We start from the raw sequence: 20949 nt of genomic DNA on the forward strand, positions 1-20949 counted from the left end.
GTTGTGGCTGGTCAGCGGTGCAGGTGGAGGCGGGTCAGGACACCGCGGACCTCACGGTGGTTGGTCTTCATTCCGGCGCACACGGTGATGCGGGCGATCTCCGCCGGGTGCACCTGTCCCTGCTGGCGGTGCATGGTCCGGGCGAGACGGGCGATGAACGTCTGCCGCTCGCGGGCGGCACGGTTACGGGCGCTCATGGTGGGGTCCTTCCAGGTCGGGCGAGGGGGGAGGGTCAGGTGTTCTTGCGGATGTCCTGCCACACGGAGCGCAGAATCAGGACGCAGATGGTCAGGGCGACGGCGCTGATGGCGACGGCCATCGCGGACACGGCCACGGTCAGCAGGAACACGGCCCCGCCGACCCCGATGCCGATCCACTTCGCCGCACCACCGGACGACCGCGGGACGGGCGCCGGCGGGGGCGTCTCCTGCTTGGTGAGCTGCTGCGCCTTCAGGAATGCAGTGATGAGTTCCAGCTGCTCCGTGTTCGCGGCGGCGTCGACCGCATCCTTGGCAGCCTTGTCGAGATCGCTCATGCGCCCTGCTCCTTCACGAGGGCGATGCGCGGGGCGGCCTGCTCGGCGGCGAGGCGGTCCCGCTCCTCGTCGAGGCGGGCGAACACCTTCTTCACGTAGGTGGCGCTGCGGGTTGCCTGGCGGGCGGTTTCGGTGACGGAGGTGCCCAGAACCCAGCCCGCTTTGATGACGTTGGCGGCGGCTTCGGTCGGCAACCTGTCGTCGGTATCGACGGGCACCTCGTCGTCCGTTTCCGGGTCAGGCGCCGCCAGGGGCCACACCTTGCGGTCACCACAGATGACCAGCGGTTTCGTGGTTGGGGCGGGCTGGGCCTGCTCGATGGCCACCGGCTGGGTGTCGGTCACCTCCTGCGGGGTGTCCGTGGGCACCCCGACCCGCTCGACGACGGTCTCCACCGCAGGCGCCGGGGTGTCCTGGGGCGCCTCGACGAACACCTCCGGAGCATGCGGCGGGGTCCCCACGGTGAGCATGTTCAGCAGGGCCGCATCCGCCCCTTCGGTGAGCCGCTCCCGCTGGACCTCGACCAGCTTCCCGCCGAGCTCGGTGTCGCCGACACCCACCTGCTTCGCCAGGCGCCACGACGCCCGGGCCGAATACTTCTTTGCCCACTTGCCGGGGTGGTTGGCGGCGCGGGCACGGTGGTAGGCAAGCCGCTGAATAGTGTCGGCGTTGCGCCGCTGGACCTCCATGTCGACACCGGTCCGGTGGACGACGATGCGGCGCGCCAGCAGGCCGAGCCCCTCGGCCGACGCGGACATGGCCATCGGCGTCATGGCGTAGACGACGCTCTCGGTGATGTCGTCGGCGACGACGATGCCGGTGACAGCGGCGGCCAAGGGGGCGAGCCAGAGGCCGGCGCGGACCGGGGCGGGGGCGGCCTGGCCGAGCATCGTGAGCCCGACCATGACGAGGGCCAGGACGAGGGTGACGCCTTCACCGGCGGCGACGACACCGGCGGCGGTGGCCGCCCGGTGAAACTCGGCGGCAATGTTGGTGTACGTGCCCCAGCCGCCGGCCACACCGGCCCCGGCCATGGGGACGCAGGCGGCGATCAGGACGAGGATCTGTCCCCAGGTGAGTGTGGGCCGCGGTGTGCTGCTGCTCATCGCCGGCTTCCCTTCTCGTTGAATCCGGCGTAGTCGCCGGGCGGGTAGATGTAGACGGACAGGGCACCTTCCGCGGCAGCCGCCGCAGCCCCGGCAAGGGACGCGGCGACCGCTGCGGTGTGGTGCCCGTTGTCGGCGAGGGTGTCGGCGAGCATCGCCGCCCCCTGGGTGGCCCGCCGGGCAGACGCCGGCGAGCCATCCGAGTTCGTCATCGCCCCGTACAGGGCGCTGCGGGCCCGGTCGCGGAGACTCATCGGGCGACCTCTCCGCCGACGCGGGCGATGAGGTGGCCGAGGCGGTTGCAGCCCCGCCGGTCGCTGTTCCTGCTGGCGACCATGAGGCTGGCGAACAACTCCGGGTAGGCGGGCAGCTCACGGGGGGTGCGGTTCAGGGCCCGCAGCGCCCGGTTCTCGGTGGGCCGGGGAATCGGCCACTTGCTGCTCACTGGTCCTCACCGGCCCGCAGGTTGATCAGCTGGTCGACCATGGCGTCGATGTGGTCGGCCTGCTTGCGGAGGGCGGCGGCGATCCGGTGTGCACCGGTCGGGCCGACTTCCTGGAAGCCGTCGTCCGTGTCGATGCCGAGGAACACCTGCGGTCGGTCGCTGTACGGCCACTGGACCAGGCCGACCTCGACCAGGCTCGTCGGCCCGTGCTCCGGGGTGTCGGCCAGCGCCCACTCCGGGTTGCTGCGGTGCGTGATCTCCGCCTTCGCCGGCGGGACCCGGTAGCCATGCTCGACGAAGCACCACGACGGGCACAGGACCCGCACGTCGCCCGCGTCCAGGGTGGTCACGGTCGTTGTGCCGTCCGCGTTGCGCCGCGGCTTCGGGGCCACGATCGGCCGGTCCTCGCTCATCGGCCGGCCCGGCGGTGCAGGGTGAGAAGGGCGCCGCGCACGACCTGCTCGCGCAGGCACTGCGTCAACTCCCGGCTGATCATGATCTGCCAGTCGCCCGCCTTCCCCAGCAGGAACGACGACATCAGGTTGCCGAACCCCTCCGGGTCGCCCTCGACGACGCGGGCCCCGAACGCGGCCAGCAGGTGCGGGAGCGGCATCGATTGCACGTCGTCCTCCTCCAGTTCCCCTACCGCGCCGCCGCCCTGCTGGTGGGCGTCGGCCCGCAGGCCGGCCACCTGCTCGGCCAGGCGCTGCAGCTCGACCAGGTGCTGCCTGGTGCGCTGGATCTCCGCGTTCAGCTGCGTCGGGGTGAGGTAGCCCAGGTCGTCGCCGGAGTCGGCGTCGGGCATGAGCGCGATGTGGGGGAGGTTCGAGCCGTTGTGGTCGGTGTCGTGGGGCCACTGGCGGACCGATGCGGCGAGCAGCCCGCGCTCGATCCCGGGGAAGGGCAAGGCCACCTGGGCGCCCTCGTGGACCAGGTCTTCGGGGGAGGCCAGGCCGCGCTCGACGTCGTCGGCGTGATCGAGGATGCACCACGACGGGCAGACATCGACGAGGAAGCCGCCGGACATCAGCGGGTAGGTGATGGTGCGGTCCTGGACGGCCGGGTTGCCTTCGGCGTCGCAGGGCTCGCCTTGGTCGAAGGCGGATCGGAGGGCGGTCTCGAGCGGGTCCGGGGCGGCCGGCGGGGCGACGAGGCTGCCGGACGGCTTGAACGAGGCGGGGACGGTGGAGCGGGAGGTGTTGGGCATGACTCTCCTCAAGGCTGGGAGGGGCCCCGGCCGGACGGACGGCGACACGTCCGGCGGGGCAGTCCCGGAACCGCGGGACACGGTGGTGGTGCAGGGGGCTGTTAGGCCGGGGTGAGCTGGCGGCCGGACCGGACGGAGTAGCAACCGCCCGTCGGCTCAACCGGCTGATTGGCGTACTGCCAAGCCGTGGGGTCGGCCGCCAGCTCGGCGGTGTTCCGCTTGACCCGGTAGTGGTCGATGACCGTGTGCCGTGCGATCGTCCGCAGCCACGCCCTCAACTGGGCGTCGGTCGTGGCCCGGCACTTCGGCCACGCCTTCCACGCCCTGATGAACGCATCGGCCGCCAGATCCTCCGCCAAGGCGAAGTTCCTGTCGCGAACCTCGGAGAGGATCACGCCGGTCACGAAGCCCTGCTGCGCCACGTACAGGGCCGTGAAGCTCTCGCGCAGCCCCAACCGCCTGCCCGCTGCCTGCTCCTTGGCCTTCGCCCTCCAGGCCCGGCCGCGCGCCCGGTGGCACGCCCGGCAGTTCCGGGCCCCGTCCTTCGCGAGGAAGGTGTTCGTGTCGTCGTAGGGGTGACCCTGCGGGCAGTGAGTCTTGGCCCCGTTTGCGGAAGACGCACCGCGCGTATTACCTCGGGAGATCTCCGAGCGGGTCCACAAGGCCATGTGCAGGGGGTTGAGGCACCGACGGTGCAGACACTGAGGGCCGCCGCCGCAGGACGGGTCAGCCTTGTGGCACAGGTGAACGATCCCCATGCCCTCCGGGGCCGGGCCGGTCAGCTGCTCGAAGGCGACCCGGTGAGCGCGGGCGTTGTGCTTGTCGACGGAGAACCGGCCGTAGCCCTTCGTGTCGACGTGGCCGGTGAAGATCACGCAGCCGTTCGGGCCGGGCGTGGTCATGGCGAGGAGCCGGTCGAGGGTGGTCTTCACAGGGCTACCGCCAGACCGGTGGAGGCGCCGACGCGAACCCGGGCGGACGTGGGGGCGACAACGGTGACCTCGGCCAGGCGCACGACCTTGAGTGAGGGTGCCGACGACTTCATCGGGACGGGGCCCAGGCCGTTGGCCTTGAAGATGGCCCGGATGGCGTCGAGGTCGGCGGTCTGCCGGTTCGACGCGGTGCGGGACACCAGCCACGAGCCGTAGCGGCCGGCGGGCAGGCGGTCCAGCACCTTCTTCGCGGCGCGCTTGCCGCGGTCACCGGCACGGGCCTGCTGGGCGGCCTGGTCGAAGGCGGCGGCAGCAGCCTCGATGTCCTTGACCGGGGGAACCTCGTCGGCCTCGTACAGGCCGGCCGGGTCCGGGGCGGTGGTGGTGGTGGCCTCGACCATGAGGGAGGCGGGGGAGACGACCGACCGGACCGCGTCCGAGACGATGGTGACCAGTCGGCGGGAGATGAGAGACTTCAGCACAGCGGGCTCCTGTTCGCGCAGGTGTTCCGTCAGGCCCTCGTTCGGTGGTTGCACACCGGCGGGGGCCGTTCTGTTGGCGCCGTTCCTGCCAACACCTGAACCCTAGGGAACATCGTGTTCCCTTGTCAACGCCACTGACCTAGGAAAGTTTCCGATCGACGCGTAACGTCATGTTCCATGACCGTTCTCGATGAAACACTGTGCGCCATGGATAAGAGATCGCTTGGGCATCTGGCCGGCCGCTTCAGGGAGTCGGAGACGCGAACGGAGATCCTTCGGCAAGAGCTGGCCGAAGCTATCCGGCAGGCCAAGGTCGACGGGGTCCTGCAGAAGGACATCTGTGAAGTGACCGGGTACACCCGGCAGCAGGTCAGGCGGATCACGAACGCCGAGGAAGAACCTTCCTCCGAGTCCTGAGACGCGCGGCCACGCGTCTCACAGATCTCTCACGCCCATCACGCCCTGTGCAGTCCAGAAAGCCCCCCACCTGGAACTTCTGGACTGCGTGGACGTGGAAAAGCCCTCACGCACGCCAGGTAAACTCCGGACACGTGACTGCTGTGTCTGCGAAGCCTCGCATCCCCAATGTCCTGGCCGGCCGCTATGCCTCTACGGAGCTGGCCGTCCTCTGGTCCCCCGAGCAGAAGGTGAAGCTGGAACGTCAGCTGTGGCTGGCGGTGCTGCGCGCTCAGAAGGACCTCGGGATCGAGGTACCCGACGCGGCGCCGGCCGACTACGAGCGTGTGATCGACCAGGTCGACCTCGCCTCGATCGCCGAGCGCGAGAAGGTCACCCGGCACGACGTGAAGGCGCGGATCGAGGAGTTCAACGCTCTCGCCGGCCATGAGCAGGTCCACAAGGGCATGACCTCCCGGGACCTCACCGAGAACGTCGAGCAGCTGCAGATCCGGCTCTCGCTGGAGCTGATGCGCGACCGCACGGTGGCGGTTCTGGCGCGGCTGGGCAAGCTGGCGGCGGAGTACAGCGAGCTGGTCATCGCGGGTCGCTCGCACAACGTCGCCGCACAGGCGACCACGCTCGGCAAGCGCTTCGCCACCGCCGCGGACGAGCTGCTGGTGGCTTACGGGCGCCTGGAGGACCTGCTGGGCCGCTACCCGCTGCGCGGCATCAAGGGCCCCGTCGGGACTGCGCAGGACATGCTGGACCTGCTGGGCGGAGACGCGAGCAAGCTCGCCGACCTGGAGCAGCGCGTCGCCGGCCACCTCGGCTTCGCCCACGCCTTCACCTCCGTCGGCCAGGTCTATCCCCGTTCCCTCGACTACGACGTGGTCACCGCGCTGGTGCAGCTGGCCGCCGCGCCGTCGTCGGTCGCCAAGACCATCCGGCTGATGGCCGGACACGAGCTGGTGACTGAGGGCTTCAAGCCTGGCCAGGTCGGCTCGTCGGCGATGCCGCACAAGATGAACACGCGCTCCTGCGAGCGGGTCAACGGGCTGATGGTGATCCTGCGCGGCTACGCGTCGATGACGGGCGAGCTGGCGGGCGACCAGTGGAACGAGGGCGACGTGTCCTGTTCCGTGGTCCGCCGGGTCGCGCTGCCGGATGCCTTCTTCGCGTTCGACGGTCTGCTGGAGACGTTCCTCACCGTGCTCGACGAGTTCGGCGCGTTCCCCGCGGTCGTCGCGCGTGAGCTGGACCGCTACCTCCCCTTCCTCGCCACGACCAAGGTGCTGATGGGCTCGGTGCGGGCAGGGGTCGGCCGCGAGGTCGCGCACGAGGCCATCAAGGAGAACGCGGTCGCCTCGGCTCTGGCCATGCGGGAGCAGGGAGCGGAGCGCAACGAGCTGCTGGACAAGCTGGCGGCCGACGAGCGCATTCCGCTCGACCGCGGTGAGCTCGATGCCCTCATGGCGGACAAGCTCTCGTTCACCGGCGCGGCGGGCGATCAGGTCGCCGTTCTGGTGTCCAGGATCGAGGAGATCGCCAAGCAGCACCCGGAGGCCGCGGCATACACTCCCGGCTCCATTCTCTGACGGTCGGCTCCGCAGCCGTATGACACCCGATGAGCTGCAGACCGCCCGCGACCGCGTCGTACCCGACGTGGTCGCGGGCGGTCTGCGTGTGCTGTTCTGCGGAATCAACCCGAGCCTGATGACCGCGGCTACGGGGCACCATTTCGCTCATGCCGGCAATCGGTTCTGGCCGGTGCTGCATCTTTCGGGCTTCACACCCAGGCAGCTGAAACCGTCGGAACAGGAGCAGCTTCTGGGCTACGGCCTGGGCATCACCAATGTGGTGTCCAGAGCCACCGCACGGGCGGACGAGCTGAGGCCGGAAGAATTCCGTGCGGGCGGAGAAGTGCTGTCGGCGAAGGTGGAAGCGCTGGGCCCGCTTTGGCTGGCCGTGGTCGGGGTGACCGCTTACCGCTCGGCCTTCGGCGACCGCCGTGCGCGGATCGGCCCACAGGAGCGGACGATCGGCGGCGCGCGTGTCTGGGCGCTGCCCAACCCGAGCGGCCTGAACGCACACTGGACCGTGAGCACCATGGCGGACGAGTACGCCCGCCTGTCGGCGGCGGCTGAGCGGGACGGCTCGTAACAGGCCACGTGACGCGCCCGGTGGCGGGCCATGCGACAGGGCTCGTGCGCGGGCGGCGGGCCTTCCGGCATTCGGCGTACGTGCGACGTGCGGGTGAGTACGGATAGCGCGCTTACGGAGTCGTAGGTGGATCAGGGCGGGTCGACCACAGTGACCAGTACGCCCAACTCGCAGCCCGGTCCGTCATCCTCCAGGTAGAGCACGACAGCGACCCACCGGTCCTCCGCGCGCCACAGCTGAAGATGCTCACAACTCGCGACGGGGTCGGCCCAGGGCTCGGCTATCACCTCCCCTGCCATCATCCGTTCCTGCGCGCTCCACAGGCTGACGATCTGCGGTTCTCCCCAGCGCAAGGTGAGAAGCGCGAGCAGGGCGTCGTGTTCCGCCAGGCATTGCGCACGGAGTTCGAGGCGGTCCGCCTCGTCCCCGTCCCTGTGGTCGTCCTCGCTGAGGAGGAGCGCTGTGTGGTAGCCAGGTCCGCTGATTCCCGAGCCCGCCGGGACGCGCTCCAAGGGGAAGTCCCTGGTGCGCATCCCGTCGATGAGGCGGAGATGATGTGCGGTGGTCATACCGTCAGTAAACCGCTCCGCACTGACACATGGCGTCACACCGATCCTCCCTCGCCTTTCCCAGGTGCAGGAAGTCCGCCTCCTGGCACCTCGGTACCGAGCTTTCGCACCCCACTTACCCCACCCTCAGGCGTCTCTCGTCCGGAGTCTCCACCAGCCGGCAAGCAGGGCGGTACCGGCCCATACTGCGGTCACCGCCAGACCCGCCCACGGTCCGAGGCTTCCGTCCGGATGCTGGTGGAGCACCAATTGCCCTGCTTGATCGGGCAGATATCGGGCGATGCCCCCCGCGATGTCTCCGACGACGAAGGAGACGATCAGCAGGAAGGGGATGAGCGTACTGAGCACGGCAACAGCACTGCGCAGCACCGCCGTCAGTCCTGCGGCGAACAGGGCGATCAGCGCGAGATAGATTCCGCCTCCGAACGACGCGCGGAGCGCCCCGGGATCCCCCAGGCCGATGGCGTACTCACCCATGAACATCTGTCCCACCAGAAACGTGGCGAAGCTGGTAACCATCCCCATGGCGAGGGCGAGACCGCCGACCACCGACATCTTGGCGGCGTAGAGAAGACCTCGTCGGGGAACCGCCGAGAGGGATATACGCAGAGCGCCGTTCAGGAACTCGGAGGACAGAGCCGTCGCCCCGAAGCTTATGGCCGCGATCTGGCCGAAGTTCAGTGCGTAGAAGGCCGAGAGCAGCAGATCGTGGCCGGCGTCGTCAGCCTCGGCCTGCCCCACGGTGGCAAACGCGAGCACCGTGACGGCAAGCGTGGCAGCGAATACCGCTATCAGTGAGAACAGTACGGACCGCACCGATTTGATCTTGATCCATTCGGAGCGCAGTACCGCCGTGGTCGGAGTGGTCACGATGGTCAGACCTCCTGGCGTGGGGTGGGCGATGCGGCCGCCGCGAATTCTGATTCGTCCGTGGTGAGATCGAGGTAGGCCTCTTCCAAGGACGGCTGCAGGTCGATGAGTTCGAGCAGGGGAATGCCCTCGACCGCGGCCGCGGTGCCGACTTCCTCCGCCTTGGCCCCGTCGATGGTCCAGCGTCCGTCGTCCTCGCGCACCGGCGTGTATCCCCTGCGGATCAGGACCTCGCAGAGTCGGGTGGCATCGGTGGTGCGGAGCCGGGCACCTGGCCGGCCGCGGGAGTCGAGGAATTCCTGCATCGGCAGGTCCGCGAGGAGCCGTCCTCGCCCGAGGACGATCAGATGGTCGGCGAACGAGGAGGTCTCGTTCATCAAGTGGCTGGCGACCAGGACGGTGCGGCCCTCGCGGGCCATGCCGCGCATCAGCTCGCGGATCCAGATGATGCCTTCCGGATCCAGCCCGTTCGACGGTTCGTCCAGCATCACCACGTCCGGCTCGCCGAGCAGCGCTCCCGCGATCCCGAGGCGTTGTCGCATTCCGAGCGAGAACGTCTTGATCCTCCGTCTTGCGACCGCTGCGAGGCCCGTTTCCTCCAGGACGTCGTCGGCCCGGCTCTCGGCTATGCCGTTGCTCACCGCGAGAGCGAGCAAGTGGTCACGCGCGGTGCGTGAGCCGTGGGCTGCCTGGGCGTCGAGCAGGGCGCCGACCCGGCGCAGCGGACTTCCCAGCGAGGCGTACGGCCGCCCGCCGATGGTGGCGGTGCCGGCTGTGGGCCGGTCCAGGCCGAGGACGAGCCGCATGGTGGTGGACTTGCCCGCGCCGTTGGGCCCGAGAAAGCCTGTCACGCGGCCCGGTCTCACGCTGAACGTGAGCTGGTCCACGGCGCGAGTGGGCCCGTAGTCCTTGGTGAGTTCGTGGACGTCGATGCTGGTCATGTGCCAAGCCTGGCTGCCTGCCGCCGACTGCAGCCTCCCCCGCCAGGGTGGTTCGTCTCCCTCGCTCGGGGGAGCCCTTCGTAGCCCTGCGCTGAGACGATGGCGGCATGCGCCACTTCCTCGGGCCGCTGGCCACGCCCGTCACATACAGCCGCTGGTTGCATCTCCTCATTCCGTCCGCGGTCGTCAGCCTGTGGATGTTCATCGCCATCGACACCCCGTGGGTGCCGATGCCCTTCGTCTTCGCGGTTCCGGTCGGGCTGCTGCCAGCGATGCGCCTGGCCGAAGGGATACAGGCGCAGCTCCTCCTCACACCCGGGGAGCGTGGCCGGCCGGACCCCACCATCTCCGTCGCACCCGCGGGCACCTGGGGGGACCGCTGGCGCACCGTGGCCTGGCTCGAGGTCAGGCTGCTGCTCACGGCGGCGGTGGGCTCCGCCACCGTGTGGCTGTCGACGACCACGTTCGACCTCATCAGTGTCTCGGTGGGTGCGACTCCGAGCGTGGACTGGCTGACGGACTTCCTCGAAGTGCGGTGGCTGTGCGGGCTGCTGGCACCGCTGCCGGTACTGATACTTCTCGGATGGGTCGTCCTGTGCGGTGAGGTGGCCACCGCGGCCGCCCGCGGGCTGCTGGGGCCCTCGCCGACGGAGCGGCTGACCGCTCTGGAGGAGCGCACCGAGCAGCTTCTGGAGCGAAACCGCATAGCGCGCGAGCTTCATGATTCGATCGGACACGCGCTGACGGTCGCGGTCGTGCAGGCGGGGGCTGCCAGGACGGCGGGCAATCCGGAGTTCACCGCGCGGGCACTCGCCGCCATCGAGGAGACGGGGCGCCAGGCAATGGACGATCTGGAGCGCGTCCTGCGCGTGTTGAGGGAGTCGGACCCTCCCGCCGGGGCTCGCCCGACCCTGGTCGAAGCCGACCGGCTGCTGGATTCGGCCCGCGGCTCCGGCGTGAAGATGGACGTGGAAATGACCGGGCCGCTCGATCTGGTCCCCGGCCCGGTGTCCCGTGAGGGCTACCGGATTCTGCAGGAGTCGCTCACCAATGTGCTGCGTCATGCCGGCGCCGTTCCCGTACGGGTGAGGATCGCCGTGGCGAAGGAGAAGCTGGAGCTGGAGGTGGCCAACCCGTTCGCGGCATCGGCCCGTGCCCCGAGCAGCGGCAGCGGGCTGCGGGGCATACGGGAGAGGGCCGCCCTGTTGGGTGGCCAGGCCAGAACGGGCCCGCACGAAGGGGAATGGATCGTGCACGCGAGCCTTCCGCTGGACCGCATACGCTGACCGGATGCCGGTCACCGTACTTCTCGTCGACGACGAACCTCTCGTGCGCGCGGGGCTCCGCGCGGTCCTGGAAGCGCAGGACGACATCGAGGTGGTGGGTGAGGCCGCCGACGGTGCGGCCGTGATCCCTCTCGTCAGCAGCCTCCGGCCCGACGTGGTGGCCATGGATGTGCGCATGCCCCTGATGGACGGCATCGAGGCGACCCGGCTGGTGCTGCGCACCGTTGCCGATCCGCCGAAGATCCTGGTGGTGACCACGTTCGAGAACGACGAGTACGTCTACGAGGCGCTGCGGGCAGGGGCGGACGGGTTTCTGCTCAAGCGAGCCCGGCCCGCGGAGATCGTTCACGCGGTGAGGCTGGTGGCAGAAGGTGAGTCGCTGCTGTTCCCCGCCGCGGTCCGGCAGCTCGCCGCGGACTACGGCACGAGCAAGGCGCGGGACGCGATGGTCCGGGCGGCGCTCACCGACCGCGAGGCGGCAGTGCTCCGCCTGATGGCACGGGGTCGGTCCAACGCGGAGATCGCCGCCGAGCTCGTCGTGGGCGTGGAGACCGTGAAGTCACATGTCAGCGCTGTGCTCGCGAAGTTGGGTGCCAGGGACCGCACACAAGCAGTGATCGCAGCCTACGAGTCAGGCTTCGTGGCTCCCCGCTGACCCTCGGGGCTCTACTGCACCCCTCCCCGGACCGGTTCCGGTTGCCTCTCTCCGGGTGCTGGTCGCCGAGGTCGGGGTCAGCGAGTACGATCCGGCAGACATGGGGCACGACCTGGGAGGACACACGGTGGGCAGGCTGACCGGTGGGGACCCGTCTCTGCTGCGCAGGATCAATTCCGCAGTGGTGCTGCATGCCCTGCGCGGGGCGGATTCGCCCACGCTCACGGACCTGACCCGCATCACAGGTCTGTCCCGCCCCACGGTCGAAGGTGTCGTCGAGGGGCTCTTCGCGGCGGGCCTGGTGGTGGAGGCGCTGCCCGACGAGAGCGGAACCAGGCGCCAGGGCCGGCCTGCCAGGCGATTCAGGTTCCGTGCCGAGGCCGGGTACCTGCTGGGCGTCGAGATAGGCCCGCACCGGGTCTCCGCCCTGCTGTCCGGGCTGGACGGCCGGATCGTCGGCGCAGGCTCACGGGATGTCTCCGAGACGGCGTGCGCTGATGACAGACTCGACCAGGTCAGAGGCATGATCGCCGATGTGCTGCGCCGCACCGGCGTGCAGCGGAGCAGCTTGCGCGCGGTCGGCGTGGGCAGTCCCGGCATCGTGGAGGCCGACGGCACCGTCCGGCTGGGCACCGCCCTGCCGGACTGGACGGGCCTCGCACTCGGCGAAAGGCTGCGGCGTTCCTTCCGATGCCCCGTGCTGGTGGAGAACGACGCCAACGCGGCCGCGGTGGCCGAACACTGGAAGGGTGCGGCGACCGAGTCGGACGACATCGTCTTCGTCCTGGCGGGCTTGAGCCCGGGCGCCGGGTCGCTGATCGGCGGGCGACTGCACCGCGGGTTCGGTGGTGCGGCCGGAGAGATCGGCGCACTGCATCTCCTCGGCCGTGATGTCACGCCGGAACACCTGCTCTCCACGACGGACACCCCGCTGGACCCTCTGGACGAGCACGCCGTCGCCGCCGTCTTCGCCAAGGCCAGGCACGGCGATGCGGGGGCCCAGGCCGCGGTCGCACGGTTCATCCAGCGTCTGGTGCACGATGTCGCGGCTCTGGTGCTGGCGCTCGATCCGGAGCTCGTGGTCATCGGCGGTTGGGCCGCCGGCCTGGACGGTGTTCTCGACCCGCTCCGAGACGAGCTCGCGCGTTACTGCCTGCGGCCGCCGCGGGTGACCCTCTCCCTCCTCGGGGAGGCGGCTGTCGCCACGGGCGCGCTGCGGCTGGCCCTGGACCACGTGGAGGAACAGCTCTTCGCCGTGGAAGGAACGGTGACGGCCCGCCGCTGACAGCGACGGGCCGTGAAGAAACCGGAGCGGACCGCGGCACCCGGGCAGGAAGTCCGGGGCGAACCCCCGTCCGGGAAGCAGGCTCCCGAGACGTCGGGGCAGGCCTCCCGAATGTCAGGAGGCTTTGCGCTCCTGCTCGTCGTGGCTGATCTCCAGCGCGCCGGAATCCCCGAAGGTGAGCCGGCAGGTGTCGGCCCTGTATGTGGCGACAGAGACCGCTGCCGTGCCTGCGGCGGCGAAATGCCGGGTGGTGACCACGAGAACCGGAGCGCCCGGGAGCCGGTCGAGCTCCTTCGCGTCGTCCGCGCGGGCCGAACCGAGTTCGACCGAGCGGTCCTGGCCGTCGAGGTCGAGGCGGTGCAGTTCCCGCAGGACCGTGCGGGCTCGGACAGGCCCTGACGACGCTTCGATGGCGGACAGCGCGGGCACGGACGACGTCGGCACATAGAGGAGTTCGGCCGCCACGGCCTGCCCCTGAGCGACCCGGATGCGGCGCACCACATGCACAGGTTCCCCCGCGTCCGTGCCGAGCAGCGCGGCGACCGCGGCAGGAGCCGTGTCCGTTGCGCACTCGATGGGCTGCCACGCCTCGTCCCCCGTGTCGCCGCCCGCCCAGCCGTGCTGTGCGGTGGCAACAGCCACTCCGACCCGGGGCGGGGCGACGGTGGTGCCCACGCCGCGGCGCCGCTGCAGCCTGCCTTCGAGTTCGAGCTGCTCCAGCGCCTGGCGGAGGGTGGCCCTGGCCACGCCGAAGCGCGCCGCGAGGTCCCGCTCGTTGGGCAGTACCTCTCCGACCGCGAAGTCCGAGTCGAGTGCCTCACTGAGCACGGTCTTGAGGTGCCAGTACTTCGGCTCCTGCACCGATTCCAGCTGCGTGGTCCCCACCCTGTCCTCCGCATCCGCCCGGTGGCTTGTATTCCGCGACGTTATTTATTAAAGGTTCCTGCCTTATCGTTCAGACCTTAGGACGGCGAACCACCTTGGTCAAGACCAATCCTCGCGCCGTGACGCAGCGAAACGATCCACTGCCGCAGAGCGTTCACGGGACGTTCGTGTGGCGGCGGGCGCATGCAACACGAAGCCCCACGACCGGCACTATCGGTGAGGGTCGTGGGGCTGGTGGGGCGCATGAGTTCCCGGGTCAGGGGGGGCTTCCGCCCGCGCCGTTAACCCGCGTGCACCGCTGCCAGTTTGTCCGGGTTGCGGATGACGTAGACGCACTGGATGACTCCGTCGCCGACCTCGGCCTGGAACACCGTGTCCACCTCTCCCTTCACACTGAACACCAGCGCGGGGCCGCCGTTGAGTTCCAGGATGCGGACCTCCGTCGCGGCAGGCCAGTCCTGGCCCACCGCGATGAGGAAGCGGCCGACCTTGTCAGCCGTCTCGATGATCCGCCGCGGCGCCTTCGCCTTGCCTCCGCTGTCGCTGACGAGGCGCACGTCGGGAGCCAGCAGGGCGAGCAGTTGCTCCAGGTCCCCGCCCGAAGCGGCGGCGAGGAAGCGCTCGGTGAGATCGCGCCGCACGGCCGGGTCCACGTCGTACCGCGGCTTGCGCTCCTCCACATGGCGCTTGGCACGGCCGGCCAGTTGCCGTACCGCCGCCTCGGACCGGTCGAGAGCGGCGCCGATCTCCGCATACGGGAAACCGAAGGCCTCGCGCAGGACGAAGACGGCACGCTCCAGCGGGGAAAGGGTCTCGAGGACGACCAGCACGGCGAGGGACACGGAGTCGGCGAGCACCACGCGCTCGGCGGAGTCGGGGACGGCCGGACCGAATTCGGTGACCACGGGTTCGGGCAGCCACGGCCCCACGTACGCCTCGCGCCGGGACCTCAGGTGGCGCAGCCGGTCGATGGCCAGACGCGTGGTGATCCGGACGAGGAAGGCCCGCGGCTCCCGCACGTCCTCACGCTCCGCCGACGACCAGCGCAGCCACGCCTCCTGCACCACGTCCTCGGCGTCGGCGACGCGGCCGAGCATGCGGTAGGCGACCCCGGTGAGGAAGGGCCGGTGTTCTTCGAAGGGATCGTTCACGGTGTCGGCAGTCACTCATCCATCCCAGCCGACGCGCCTGAGGGTGTCCAGCGGGAATCGCGCTCACCCCTTGAACTACGAGCTACCCGGCGGTAATCATTGTTGACGAGGCGTCTCATTCCTTCCGCCCCCACCCGGCAGGCTCGTCCCGAGGAGCAGCATGGCCGCCACGATCTCGTTCGCAGTGGGCTCCCCCGCCGGCCGGCGTAAGGTCGATGTGTCGTACGAACGGACCGGTTCGGGCGAACCGTTGGTGCTGCTGCACGGCATCGGTCATCACCGTCAGGCGTGGGATCCGGTCGTGCGCGTCCTGGCGGCCGAGCGGGACGTCATAGCGGTGGACCTGCCCGGGTTCGGCGCCTCACCGGCGCTGCCGCAGGGGCTCGACCATGAGCTGCGGACCATGGTTCCGGTGCTCGGCTCGCTCTTCGACGCGCTCGGCGTGGCGCGGCCGCATGTGGCCGGGAACTCATTGGGAGGGCTGCTGGCACTGGAGTTGGGCCGCGAGAAGCTCGTTCGTTCGGTGACGGCGCTGTCCCCCGCCGGTTTCTGGACCCGGAGCGAGCGCCGCTACGCCTTCGGGGTGCTGCGGGCGATGCGCGGAGCGGCCCTCTCGATGCCGATGCCGCTGATCGAGCGGCTGTCGCAGAGCTCACCCGGCCGGGCCGCACTGACCAGCACCATCTACGCGCGCCCCGGCCGCCGTTCACCGGCCGCGGTCGTGTCGGAGACCGTCGCCCTGCGCGAGGCCACCGGTTTCCGGCAGACTCTGGAGGCCGGTCTGACCGTCGCGTTCACCGACGACGTACCGGACGTCCCCGTCAGCATCGCCTGGGGCGACAAGGACCGGCTGCTGTTGCGCCGGCAGGGCGTCAGGGCCAAGCACGTGATACCGGACGCGCGGCTGGTCCGCCTTCCGGATTGCGGCCATGTCCCGATGAACGACGACCCCGCCGCCGTCGCGCGGGTCATCCTCGACACGAGCCGCCGACGCACGGGTGCCGCCCCGGCCCAGAACACCTGAGCCGAGCGCCACCCCCAGACCCACCAGAAGGCTTCCCACGCCCTGGCCCACGCCGTACGTACCCGTACCGACCAGCGGGGCGGTAAGCGCGGCCGATACGGGGATCAGCCCGGAGAAGAGCGTGGCCCGCTCGGTCCCGATGCGCCGCATGCCGCTGTACCAGCACACGAAGCCGATGACGGTGACCACTGCCGCCTGCCAGAGCAACGCCAGGGCCTCCTCCGTCGAGCAGGACGCCGAGCAGCGCGGATTCCACGGCCGCCACGGCGCACACGACCGCCGACAGCGGGATCTCCGCGGGTCTGCACATCATCGCCCGGCTGCCGGAACGATTCGGGCCGCAGGACGAGTTCCTGCGGCGGGCGGCGGCCGCCGGCATCGCGCTGCGTCCGCTGAGCGACTGCACGGCGGGCGGGGCGCGGGACAGCCCGGTTTGTCTGGTGCTCGGTTACGCCCACCTGGCGCCCGCCGTCGTGGAGCACGGTGTCCGGCTCCTGGCCGAGGCGGTCCGACACGGCCGGGCACCCCGGGCCCCGGCGGTCGAGGCGTAGGGGTGGTGGGGCGGACCGACCGGTTGTTCATCTGCGGTTGGCGTGCCCGCCTCCGCCGGGTACTAGGCATAGGGCTGCAGTCAGCCTGTACGCCCCCGCTGTCCCGGCAGCCCTCTCGCCCATGGAGGCGCATCGATGTCGAACCGTCCCCTCGTCCCGGCCCCCGGCCGCCGCACCGTGCTGCGTGGCTCGCTCCTCGCCTCGGCGGCGGTCGCCGTGCCCGCCGCGGTCACCACGGCTCCCGCTTTCGCGCTGTCGGGCCGGCCGAGCGCGTCCTGGGGCGTGCAGGTCGGTGATGTCACGGCGTCGTCCGCCCTGGTCTGGGTCCGTTCGGACCGCCCCGCGCAGATGGTGGTGGAGACCTCCGCGACCGAGTCCTTCCGCCGCGCCCGCACATGGCACGGCCCGCTGGTCGACGCACGTACGGACTTCACCGGCACGACCCCGCTGTACGGGCTGCCGGCCGGCGAGCAGGTGCACTACCGCGTCACGCTCTCGGACCCGCACGATCCGCGTCGCACGGGCAAGCCGGTGTACGGAACCTTCCGCACGGCACCTGCACGCCGGCGTGCCGGGGTGCGTTTCCTCTGGTCCGGCGACATCGCGGGCCAGGGCTGGGGCATCAACCCCGACATCGGCGGCTACCGGGTGTACGACGAGATGCGCCGCCTGGACCCGGACTTCTTCCTCTGCAGCGGCGACAACATCTATGCCGACGGAGTGATCGAGCCCAGCGTGACGCTGCCCGACGGGCGGATCTGGCGCAACATCACGACCCCGGAGAAGTCGAAGGTCGCCGAGACCCTGGACGAGTACCGCGGGAACTTCCGGTACAACCTGCTCGACGACAATCTGCGGGCGTTCAACGCGCAGGTCCCCTCCGTCATCCAGTGGGACGACCACGAGGTGCGGAACAACTGGTACCCGGGACAGATCCTCGACGACGTCCGCTACACGGAGAAGAACGTGGACCTGCTCGCGACGCGCTCGATGCGGGCGTTCCGCGAGTACTTCCCGGTCACGACGCTCCAGGGATCGCCGGACGAGCGGCGCATGCACCGCGTCGTGCGGCACGGTCCGCTGCTCGATCTGTTCGTGCTGGACATGCGGTCCTTCCGCAACGCCAACTCCCCCGGCAGGCAGCCCGACGACACCCAGGGCATCCTCGGCGCCGAGCAGTTGCGCTGGCTCGAGCGTGAGCTGTCGCGGTCCCGTGCGGTGTGGAAGGTGATCGCCGCCGACATGCCGCTGGGGCTGGTGGTCCCCGACGGAGCCACTGACTTCGAGGCGGTCGCCCAGGGAGACCCGGGCGCACCGCTGGGGCGCGAACTGCAGATCGCCGAGCTGCTGCGCTACATCAAGCACCGGCGTATCACCGGTACCGTCTGGCTGACCGCCGACGTGCACTACACCTCCGCCCAGCATTACGCCCCCGAGCGCGCGGCCTTCAAGGACTTCGCGCCGTTCTGGGAGTTCGTCTCGGGCCCGCTGGCCGCGGGCAGCTTCCCCGCCAACGCGTTGGACGGGACGTTCGGCCCGGAGCGGGTCTTCGTCCGGGCGCCCGACCGGCAGAACGTCTCCCCCATGGAGCAGCCGCAGTTCTTCGGAGAGGTCGACATCGACGGCGGGAGCGGGGAGCTGACCGTGCGGCTACGGGCGCAGGGCGGCACGGTCCTGTTCAGCAAGGTTCTGCAGCCGGGGCGCACCGGGCAGTGAGCTCCCGGACCTGGCGGACACCGGGTCTCGGACGGGCTCGTCGGCGGCGTGAGGACGAGGACGCGAAAAAAGGTGCTGAAGGCGACCAGATCCACACGTAACCCATCAGTCACAATGCGTTCGTGATCAGGCAACACCGTTCGGTCACAGTGAAGGCATGACTGATGTGACATCCGCGAAGAGTGCCCGCCGCCCGCACCACTGGCGGCGGGACCTGATCGAGCTGGCCGCCCTCTTCACGGCCGTAGCCGTGGCCGACGCGATCGCCAACCTGATCGGGCACCAGCCCGACGGGCCCTATCTGCTCATGGCGTCGGCCGTGGCCCTGGTCGCCACAGCCGCCTTCCACACATGGTGGGCGCGGCGGCACAGCCACGCACCACCCCCGGACACCGGCGCCGGCCTGGGGCGTCTCTCCGCCGACGCCGAGGAGGCCGTGGGGACCGAGGAGACTGCCGAAACGGTGCTCTGGCGGATGCGGACGACCGTGCGGGACGCGCCGGGTGCCCTGGCCGCCCTGTGCATCGCCCTGGCCCGTCACCGGATCGACATCCTGACCCTGCAGACCCACCCGCTGGCCGAGGGCACCGTCGACGAGTTCCTCCTGCGTGCGCCCGCGACGCTGCCGGCCCAGCGGCTCACCCGGGAGATCTCCGCCGCCGGCGGGTCCGCCACCTGGATCGAGCGCGCGGACGCCCACGACCTGGTGGACACGCCCACCCGGGTCCTCGGCCTCGCCACCCGCACCGCGCTGGACGCGGCTGAACTCCCGCTGGCCCTGCGCCAGCTCCTGGGCCGGTGCACCATCCACTCGCTGCCCGCCCTGTCCATCACCGGCCGCCCCACCGGGGAGAGCGCACCGGTGGAAGGTGTCCTCGAGGAGACCGTGATGAGGCTGCGCGATCCGTCGGGCGGTGTCATCACCGTGGAGCGCCCCTACCTCCCCTTCACCCCGACGGAGTTCGCCCGCGCCCGTGCGCTGGTCGAGCTCGACGCGAGGCTCGGCCCGCGCGTCCCGCGCAGCGAGGACGTCCTCACCCTGCCGGAGGGCAACGAGATCACCGTGCGCCGGGCGGACCGCGGTGACCTCGACGCGGCCCTCGCCATGCACGAACGCTGCTCCGAGCACACCCTCGGCCTGCGCTACCACGGTCCGGTCCGTGATGCCGACCGGTATCTGGACCACCTGCTCAGCCCCCGTTTCGGCCGCACACTCGCCGTGCAGACGGCCTCCGGCCGGCTGGTGGCGCTCGGCCATCTGCTCTGGGACGGGGACGAGACCGAGGTCGCCCTCCTCGTCGAGGACGACTGGCAGCGCCGCGGCATCGGCTCCGAGCTCCTCGGCCGGCTGGTGGCCCTGGCGGTCGAGGCGGGCTGCGAGAGCGTCTACGCGGTGACACAGGCCCACAACACGGGGATGGTGGCCGCCATGCGGGCGCTCTCGCTGCCTCTCGACTACCAGATCGAGGAAGGCACCCTGGTCATCACCGCGCGGCTGGCCGCGGTTCCTGCCCAGCAGTTCGCACCGTCTGCGGAACAGCGCTTCCTTCACTGAGCGCCTGGCACAGATCCGCCCAGAGGTCCTCGACGTCCTCGAGGCCGACGGACATACGCAGCAGACGGTCACCGACACCGGCGGCCCTCCGGTCTCCCTCACCCACGATGCGGTGGCTGATGGAGGCCGGATGCTGGATGAGGGTGTCCACGCTGCCGAGACTCACGGCGGGCGTGATCAGCCGGACCCCCGCGATGACCCTGTGCGGATCCCCGAACACCTCGAAGGACACCATCGCGCCGCCCACCTCCGGGTAGTGCACGCGGGCGACGCGGGGGTCGGCCGAGAGCCTGCGGGTCAGTTCGGCGGCGGAGGCCGACGCGGCCCGGATCCGTACCGGCAGGGTGGACAGCCCGCGCAGCAGCAGATAGCCGGCCATCGGATGCAGCACTCCGCCCGTGGCGAACCGGACCTGCCGCAGAGTCGCGGCGAACTCCTCGTCGCAGGCGACGACTCCGCCCATCACATCGCCGTGACCGCCCAGGTATTTGGTGGCACTGTGCAGCACGATCCGGGCCCCGAGTTCGAGGGGCCGCTGCAGCACGGGCGTGGCGAAGGTGTTGTCGACGAGGAGCGGCACGGAGCCGCAGGAGTGCGCCACGGCCCTGATGTCGATCTCGGCCAGTGTCGGATTGGCGGGCGTCTCCACCATCACCAGACCGGTGTCCGGACGGATCGCTTCGGCGATGCCCGCCGGATCCGTCCAGGTCACTTCGGTGCCCAGCAGTCCGGCGCTCAGAAGGTGGTCGCTGCAGCCGTAGAGCGGCCGCACCGCGACCACATGACGCAGCCCCAGGCTCGCGCGGGCCAGCAGGACGGCGGTGAGCGCCGCCATCCCACTGGCGAACGCGACTGCGCTGCCCGCTCCTTCCAGCCGGGCCAGTGCCGTCTCGAAGCGGCCCGTCGTCGGGTTGTCGAGCCGTGCGTAGACGGGCGGGCCGTCGGGCCTGGCCCCGGTGGTGGCGAAGGCGTCGATGCGCGCTGCCTCGCCCCGGGAGTCGTACGAGGGGTAGGTGGTGGACAGGTCGATCGGCGCGGCGTGCAGGCCGAGAGAGGCGAGGTCGTCGCGTCCGGCGTGCACGGCTTCGGTGGCGAGCGCCCTGGACCGGAAGGAGGGCTGGGATGTCAGCGAGGAGGCTTCGGTGTGCATGTCACCAGCCTGAACAACAACCGGCCTGAGGCACCGGGATGCCGT

The 20949-nt window shown here is 70.3% G+C and carries 24 protein-coding genes and 2 pseudogenes; 10 read left to right on the forward strand and 16 right to left on the reverse strand.

Features of this window, described 5'->3' with window-relative positions; genetic code table 11:
- Positions 1-11: 11 nt before the first annotated feature.
- The 9 genes from ACIBCU_RS26375 to ACIBCU_RS26415 all read right to left on the reverse strand — a co-directional run bounded on the left by ACIBCU_RS26375 (position 12) and on the right by ACIBCU_RS26415 (position 4707).
- Complete coding sequence (locus ACIBCU_RS26375; protein ID WP_399234426.1) at positions 12-197, reverse strand: hypothetical protein; 186 nt, start codon at positions 195-197, stop codon at positions 12-14.
- A gap of 35 nt (positions 198-232) precedes the next feature.
- A complete protein-coding gene (locus ACIBCU_RS26380; protein ID WP_399234428.1) occupies positions 233-535 on the reverse strand; it encodes a hypothetical protein in 303 nt (100 codons plus the stop codon).
- Complete coding sequence (locus ACIBCU_RS26385; protein ID WP_399234430.1) at positions 532-1641, reverse strand: hypothetical protein; 1110 nt, start codon at positions 1639-1641, stop codon at positions 532-534. The genes ACIBCU_RS26380 and ACIBCU_RS26385 overlap by 4 nt, the downstream gene beginning before the upstream one ends.
- Positions 1638-1895 (reverse strand): hypothetical protein, encoded by a 258-nt coding sequence (locus ACIBCU_RS26390; RefSeq protein ID WP_399234432.1) that lies wholly within the window; start codon positions 1893-1895, stop codon positions 1638-1640. Before ACIBCU_RS26390 ends, ACIBCU_RS26385 begins: the two co-directional genes overlap by 4 nt.
- Entirely contained in the window at positions 1892-2086 is a 195-nt protein-coding gene (locus ACIBCU_RS26395) for a hypothetical protein (protein ID WP_399234434.1), read from the reverse strand. Before ACIBCU_RS26395 ends, ACIBCU_RS26390 begins: the two co-directional genes overlap by 4 nt.
- Positions 2083-2478, reverse strand: a complete 396-nt coding sequence (locus ACIBCU_RS26400) for a DUF6907 domain-containing protein (protein WP_399234436.1) — start codon at positions 2476-2478, stop codon at positions 2083-2085. Before ACIBCU_RS26400 ends, ACIBCU_RS26395 begins: the two co-directional genes overlap by 4 nt.
- A gap of 17 nt (positions 2479-2495) precedes the next feature.
- A complete protein-coding gene (locus tag ACIBCU_RS26405; RefSeq protein ID WP_399234438.1) occupies positions 2496-3293 on the reverse strand; it encodes a DUF6907 domain-containing protein in 798 nt (265 codons plus the stop codon).
- A 101-nt stretch (positions 3294-3394) separates the two neighbouring features.
- On the reverse strand, positions 3395-4225 hold the full coding sequence (locus tag ACIBCU_RS26410; RefSeq protein WP_399234440.1) for a sigma factor: 831 nt from the start codon (positions 4223-4225) through the stop codon (positions 3395-3397).
- On the reverse strand, positions 4222-4707 hold the full coding sequence (locus ACIBCU_RS26415; RefSeq protein WP_399234442.1) for a hypothetical protein: 486 nt from the start codon (positions 4705-4707) through the stop codon (positions 4222-4224). Before ACIBCU_RS26415 ends, ACIBCU_RS26410 begins: the two co-directional genes overlap by 4 nt.
- A 177-nt stretch (positions 4708-4884) precedes the next feature.
- On the opposite strand from ACIBCU_RS26415, the gene ACIBCU_RS26420 reads away from it, so the two are divergent.
- The 3 genes from ACIBCU_RS26420 to mug all read left to right on the forward strand — a co-directional run bounded on the left by ACIBCU_RS26420 (position 4885) and on the right by mug (position 7266).
- Positions 4885-5124, forward strand: a complete 240-nt coding sequence (locus ACIBCU_RS26420) for a hypothetical protein (protein WP_399234444.1) — start codon at positions 4885-4887, stop codon at positions 5122-5124.
- Between the two features lie 134 nt (positions 5125-5258).
- Positions 5259-6701 carry an adenylosuccinate lyase gene (purB, locus tag ACIBCU_RS26425; RefSeq protein ID WP_399234446.1) on the forward strand — a complete coding sequence of 481 codons (1443 nt, stop codon included), beginning with the start codon at positions 5259-5261 and terminating at the stop codon, positions 6699-6701.
- A gap of 19 nt (positions 6702-6720) precedes the next feature.
- Positions 6721-7266 carry a G/U mismatch-specific DNA glycosylase gene (mug, locus tag ACIBCU_RS26430; protein WP_399234448.1) on the forward strand — a complete coding sequence of 182 codons (546 nt, stop codon included), beginning with the start codon at positions 6721-6723 and terminating at the stop codon, positions 7264-7266.
- 131 nt (positions 7267-7397) lie between these two features.
- Here mug and ACIBCU_RS26435 read toward each other — a convergent pair whose 3' ends face one another.
- The 3 genes from ACIBCU_RS26435 to ACIBCU_RS26445 form a co-directional block, all read right to left on the reverse strand.
- Positions 7398-7835 (reverse strand): hypothetical protein, encoded by a 438-nt coding sequence (locus ACIBCU_RS26435; RefSeq protein WP_399234450.1) that lies wholly within the window; start codon positions 7833-7835, stop codon positions 7398-7400.
- Between the two features lie 126 nt (positions 7836-7961).
- Positions 7962-8705, reverse strand: coding sequence for an ABC transporter permease (locus ACIBCU_RS26440; RefSeq protein WP_399234452.1), 744 nt, complete (start codon positions 8703-8705; stop codon positions 7962-7964).
- A gap of 5 nt (positions 8706-8710) precedes the next feature.
- On the reverse strand, positions 8711-9646 hold the full coding sequence (locus ACIBCU_RS26445; RefSeq protein ID WP_399234454.1) for an ABC transporter ATP-binding protein: 936 nt from the start codon (positions 9644-9646) through the stop codon (positions 8711-8713).
- A 107-nt stretch (positions 9647-9753) separates the two neighbouring features.
- Between ACIBCU_RS26445 and ACIBCU_RS26450 the strand changes: the two genes are divergently transcribed.
- The 3 genes from ACIBCU_RS26450 to ACIBCU_RS26460 all read left to right on the forward strand — a co-directional run bounded on the left by ACIBCU_RS26450 (position 9754) and on the right by ACIBCU_RS26460 (position 12872).
- Positions 9754-10932, forward strand: a complete 1179-nt coding sequence (locus ACIBCU_RS26450) for a histidine kinase (protein WP_362927792.1) — start codon at positions 9754-9756, stop codon at positions 10930-10932.
- 4 nt (positions 10933-10936) lie between these two features.
- Positions 10937-11587 (forward strand): response regulator transcription factor, encoded by a 651-nt coding sequence (locus tag ACIBCU_RS26455; RefSeq protein ID WP_362927793.1) that lies wholly within the window; start codon positions 10937-10939, stop codon positions 11585-11587.
- Between the two features lie 127 nt (positions 11588-11714).
- Entirely contained in the window at positions 11715-12872 is a 1158-nt protein-coding gene (locus ACIBCU_RS26460; RefSeq protein ID WP_399234572.1) for an ROK family protein, read from the forward strand.
- A gap of 114 nt (positions 12873-12986) precedes the next feature.
- Here the strand turns inward: ACIBCU_RS26460 and ACIBCU_RS26465 are convergent, their stop codons facing one another.
- The gene (locus ACIBCU_RS26465) at positions 12987-13757 is read right to left on the reverse strand and encodes a GntR family transcriptional regulator (RefSeq protein WP_399234457.1); all 771 of its coding nucleotides are present in this window, start codon (positions 13755-13757) and stop codon (positions 12987-12989) included.
- Between the two features lie 281 nt (positions 13758-14038).
- The gene (gene sigJ, locus ACIBCU_RS26470) at positions 14039-14923 is read right to left on the reverse strand and encodes an RNA polymerase sigma factor SigJ (protein ID WP_362927795.1); all 885 of its coding nucleotides are present in this window, start codon (positions 14921-14923) and stop codon (positions 14039-14041) included.
- A gap of 145 nt (positions 14924-15068) precedes the next feature.
- Between sigJ and ACIBCU_RS26475 the strand changes: the two genes are divergently transcribed.
- Positions 15069-15932 (forward strand): alpha/beta fold hydrolase, encoded by an 864-nt coding sequence (locus ACIBCU_RS26475; protein WP_399234459.1) that lies wholly within the window; start codon positions 15069-15071, stop codon positions 15930-15932.
- A 63-nt stretch (positions 15933-15995) separates the two neighbouring features.
- On the opposite strand, the pseudogene ACIBCU_RS26480 reads toward ACIBCU_RS26475, so the two are convergent.
- Positions 15996-16121: pseudogene (locus tag ACIBCU_RS26480) on the reverse strand (EamA family transporter); the annotation flags it as partial.
- 86 nt (positions 16122-16207) lie between these two features.
- Between ACIBCU_RS26480 and ACIBCU_RS26485 the strand changes: the two are divergent.
- From ACIBCU_RS26485 to ACIBCU_RS26495, 3 genes and pseudogenes are all read left to right on the forward strand, one after another.
- Positions 16208-16483, forward strand: a pseudogene (locus tag ACIBCU_RS26485) (PLP-dependent aminotransferase family protein); the annotation flags it as partial.
- Between the two features lie 135 nt (positions 16484-16618).
- Positions 16619-18199: an alkaline phosphatase D family protein gene (locus ACIBCU_RS26490; RefSeq protein WP_399234461.1), complete on the forward strand. Its 1581-nt coding sequence runs from the start codon at positions 16619-16621 to the stop codon at positions 18197-18199.
- 166 nt (positions 18200-18365) lie between these two features.
- The gene (locus tag ACIBCU_RS26495) at positions 18366-19754 is read left to right on the forward strand and encodes a GNAT family N-acetyltransferase (protein ID WP_399234574.1); all 1389 of its coding nucleotides are present in this window, start codon (positions 18366-18368) and stop codon (positions 19752-19754) included.
- Here ACIBCU_RS26495 and ACIBCU_RS26500 read toward each other — a convergent pair.
- Positions 19684-20904, reverse strand: coding sequence for a trans-sulfuration enzyme family protein (locus ACIBCU_RS26500; RefSeq protein WP_399234463.1), 1221 nt, complete (start codon positions 20902-20904; stop codon positions 19684-19686). The two genes, ACIBCU_RS26495 and ACIBCU_RS26500, sit on opposite strands and share 71 nt — an antisense overlap.
- Between the last annotated feature and the right edge of the window lie 45 nt (positions 20905-20949).

The sequence above is a fragment of the Streptomyces sp. NPDC051064 genome, from assembly GCF_044455985.1.
Classification (GTDB): domain Bacteria; phylum Actinomycetota; class Actinomycetes; order Streptomycetales; family Streptomycetaceae; genus Streptomyces.

Excerpts from the sequence above, each read along its gene's own strand:
- ACIBCU_RS26375 (WP_399234426.1), bottom strand. The coding sequence starts at position 197 with ATGAGCGCCCGTAACCGTGCCGCCCGCGAGCGGCAGACGTTCATCGCC.
- ACIBCU_RS26380 (WP_399234428.1), bottom strand. The coding sequence starts at position 535 with ATGAGCGATCTCGACAAGGCTGCCAAGGATGCGGTCGACGCCGCCGCG.
- ACIBCU_RS26385 (WP_399234430.1), bottom strand. The coding sequence starts at position 1,641 with ATGAGCAGCAGCACACCGCGGCCCACACTCACCTGGGGACAGATCCTC.
- ACIBCU_RS26390 (WP_399234432.1), bottom strand. The coding sequence starts at position 1,895 with ATGAGTCTCCGCGACCGGGCCCGCAGCGCCCTGTACGGGGCGATGACG.
- ACIBCU_RS26405 (WP_399234438.1), bottom strand. The coding sequence starts at position 3,293 with ATGCCCAACACCTCCCGCTCCACCGTCCCCGCCTCGTTCAAGCCGTCC.
- ACIBCU_RS26420 (WP_399234444.1), top strand. The coding sequence starts at position 4,885 with ATGACCGTTCTCGATGAAACACTGTGCGCCATGGATAAGAGATCGCTT.
- mug (WP_399234448.1), top strand. The coding sequence starts at position 6,721 with ATGACACCCGATGAGCTGCAGACCGCCCGCGACCGCGTCGTACCCGAC.
- ACIBCU_RS26435 (WP_399234450.1), bottom strand. The coding sequence starts at position 7,835 with ATGACCACCGCACATCATCTCCGCCTCATCGACGGGATGCGCACCAGG.
- ACIBCU_RS26445 (WP_399234454.1), bottom strand. The coding sequence starts at position 9,646 with ATGACCAGCATCGACGTCCACGAACTCACCAAGGACTACGGGCCCACT.
- ACIBCU_RS26450 (WP_362927792.1), top strand. The coding sequence starts at position 9,754 with ATGCGCCACTTCCTCGGGCCGCTGGCCACGCCCGTCACATACAGCCGC.
- ACIBCU_RS26455 (WP_362927793.1), top strand. The coding sequence starts at position 10,937 with ATGCCGGTCACCGTACTTCTCGTCGACGACGAACCTCTCGTGCGCGCG.
- ACIBCU_RS26475 (WP_399234459.1), top strand. The coding sequence starts at position 15,069 with ATGGCCGCCACGATCTCGTTCGCAGTGGGCTCCCCCGCCGGCCGGCGT.
- ACIBCU_RS26490 (WP_399234461.1), top strand. The coding sequence starts at position 16,619 with ATGTCGAACCGTCCCCTCGTCCCGGCCCCCGGCCGCCGCACCGTGCTG.
- ACIBCU_RS26500 (WP_399234463.1), bottom strand. The coding sequence starts at position 20,904 with ATGCACACCGAAGCCTCCTCGCTGACATCCCAGCCCTCCTTCCGGTCC.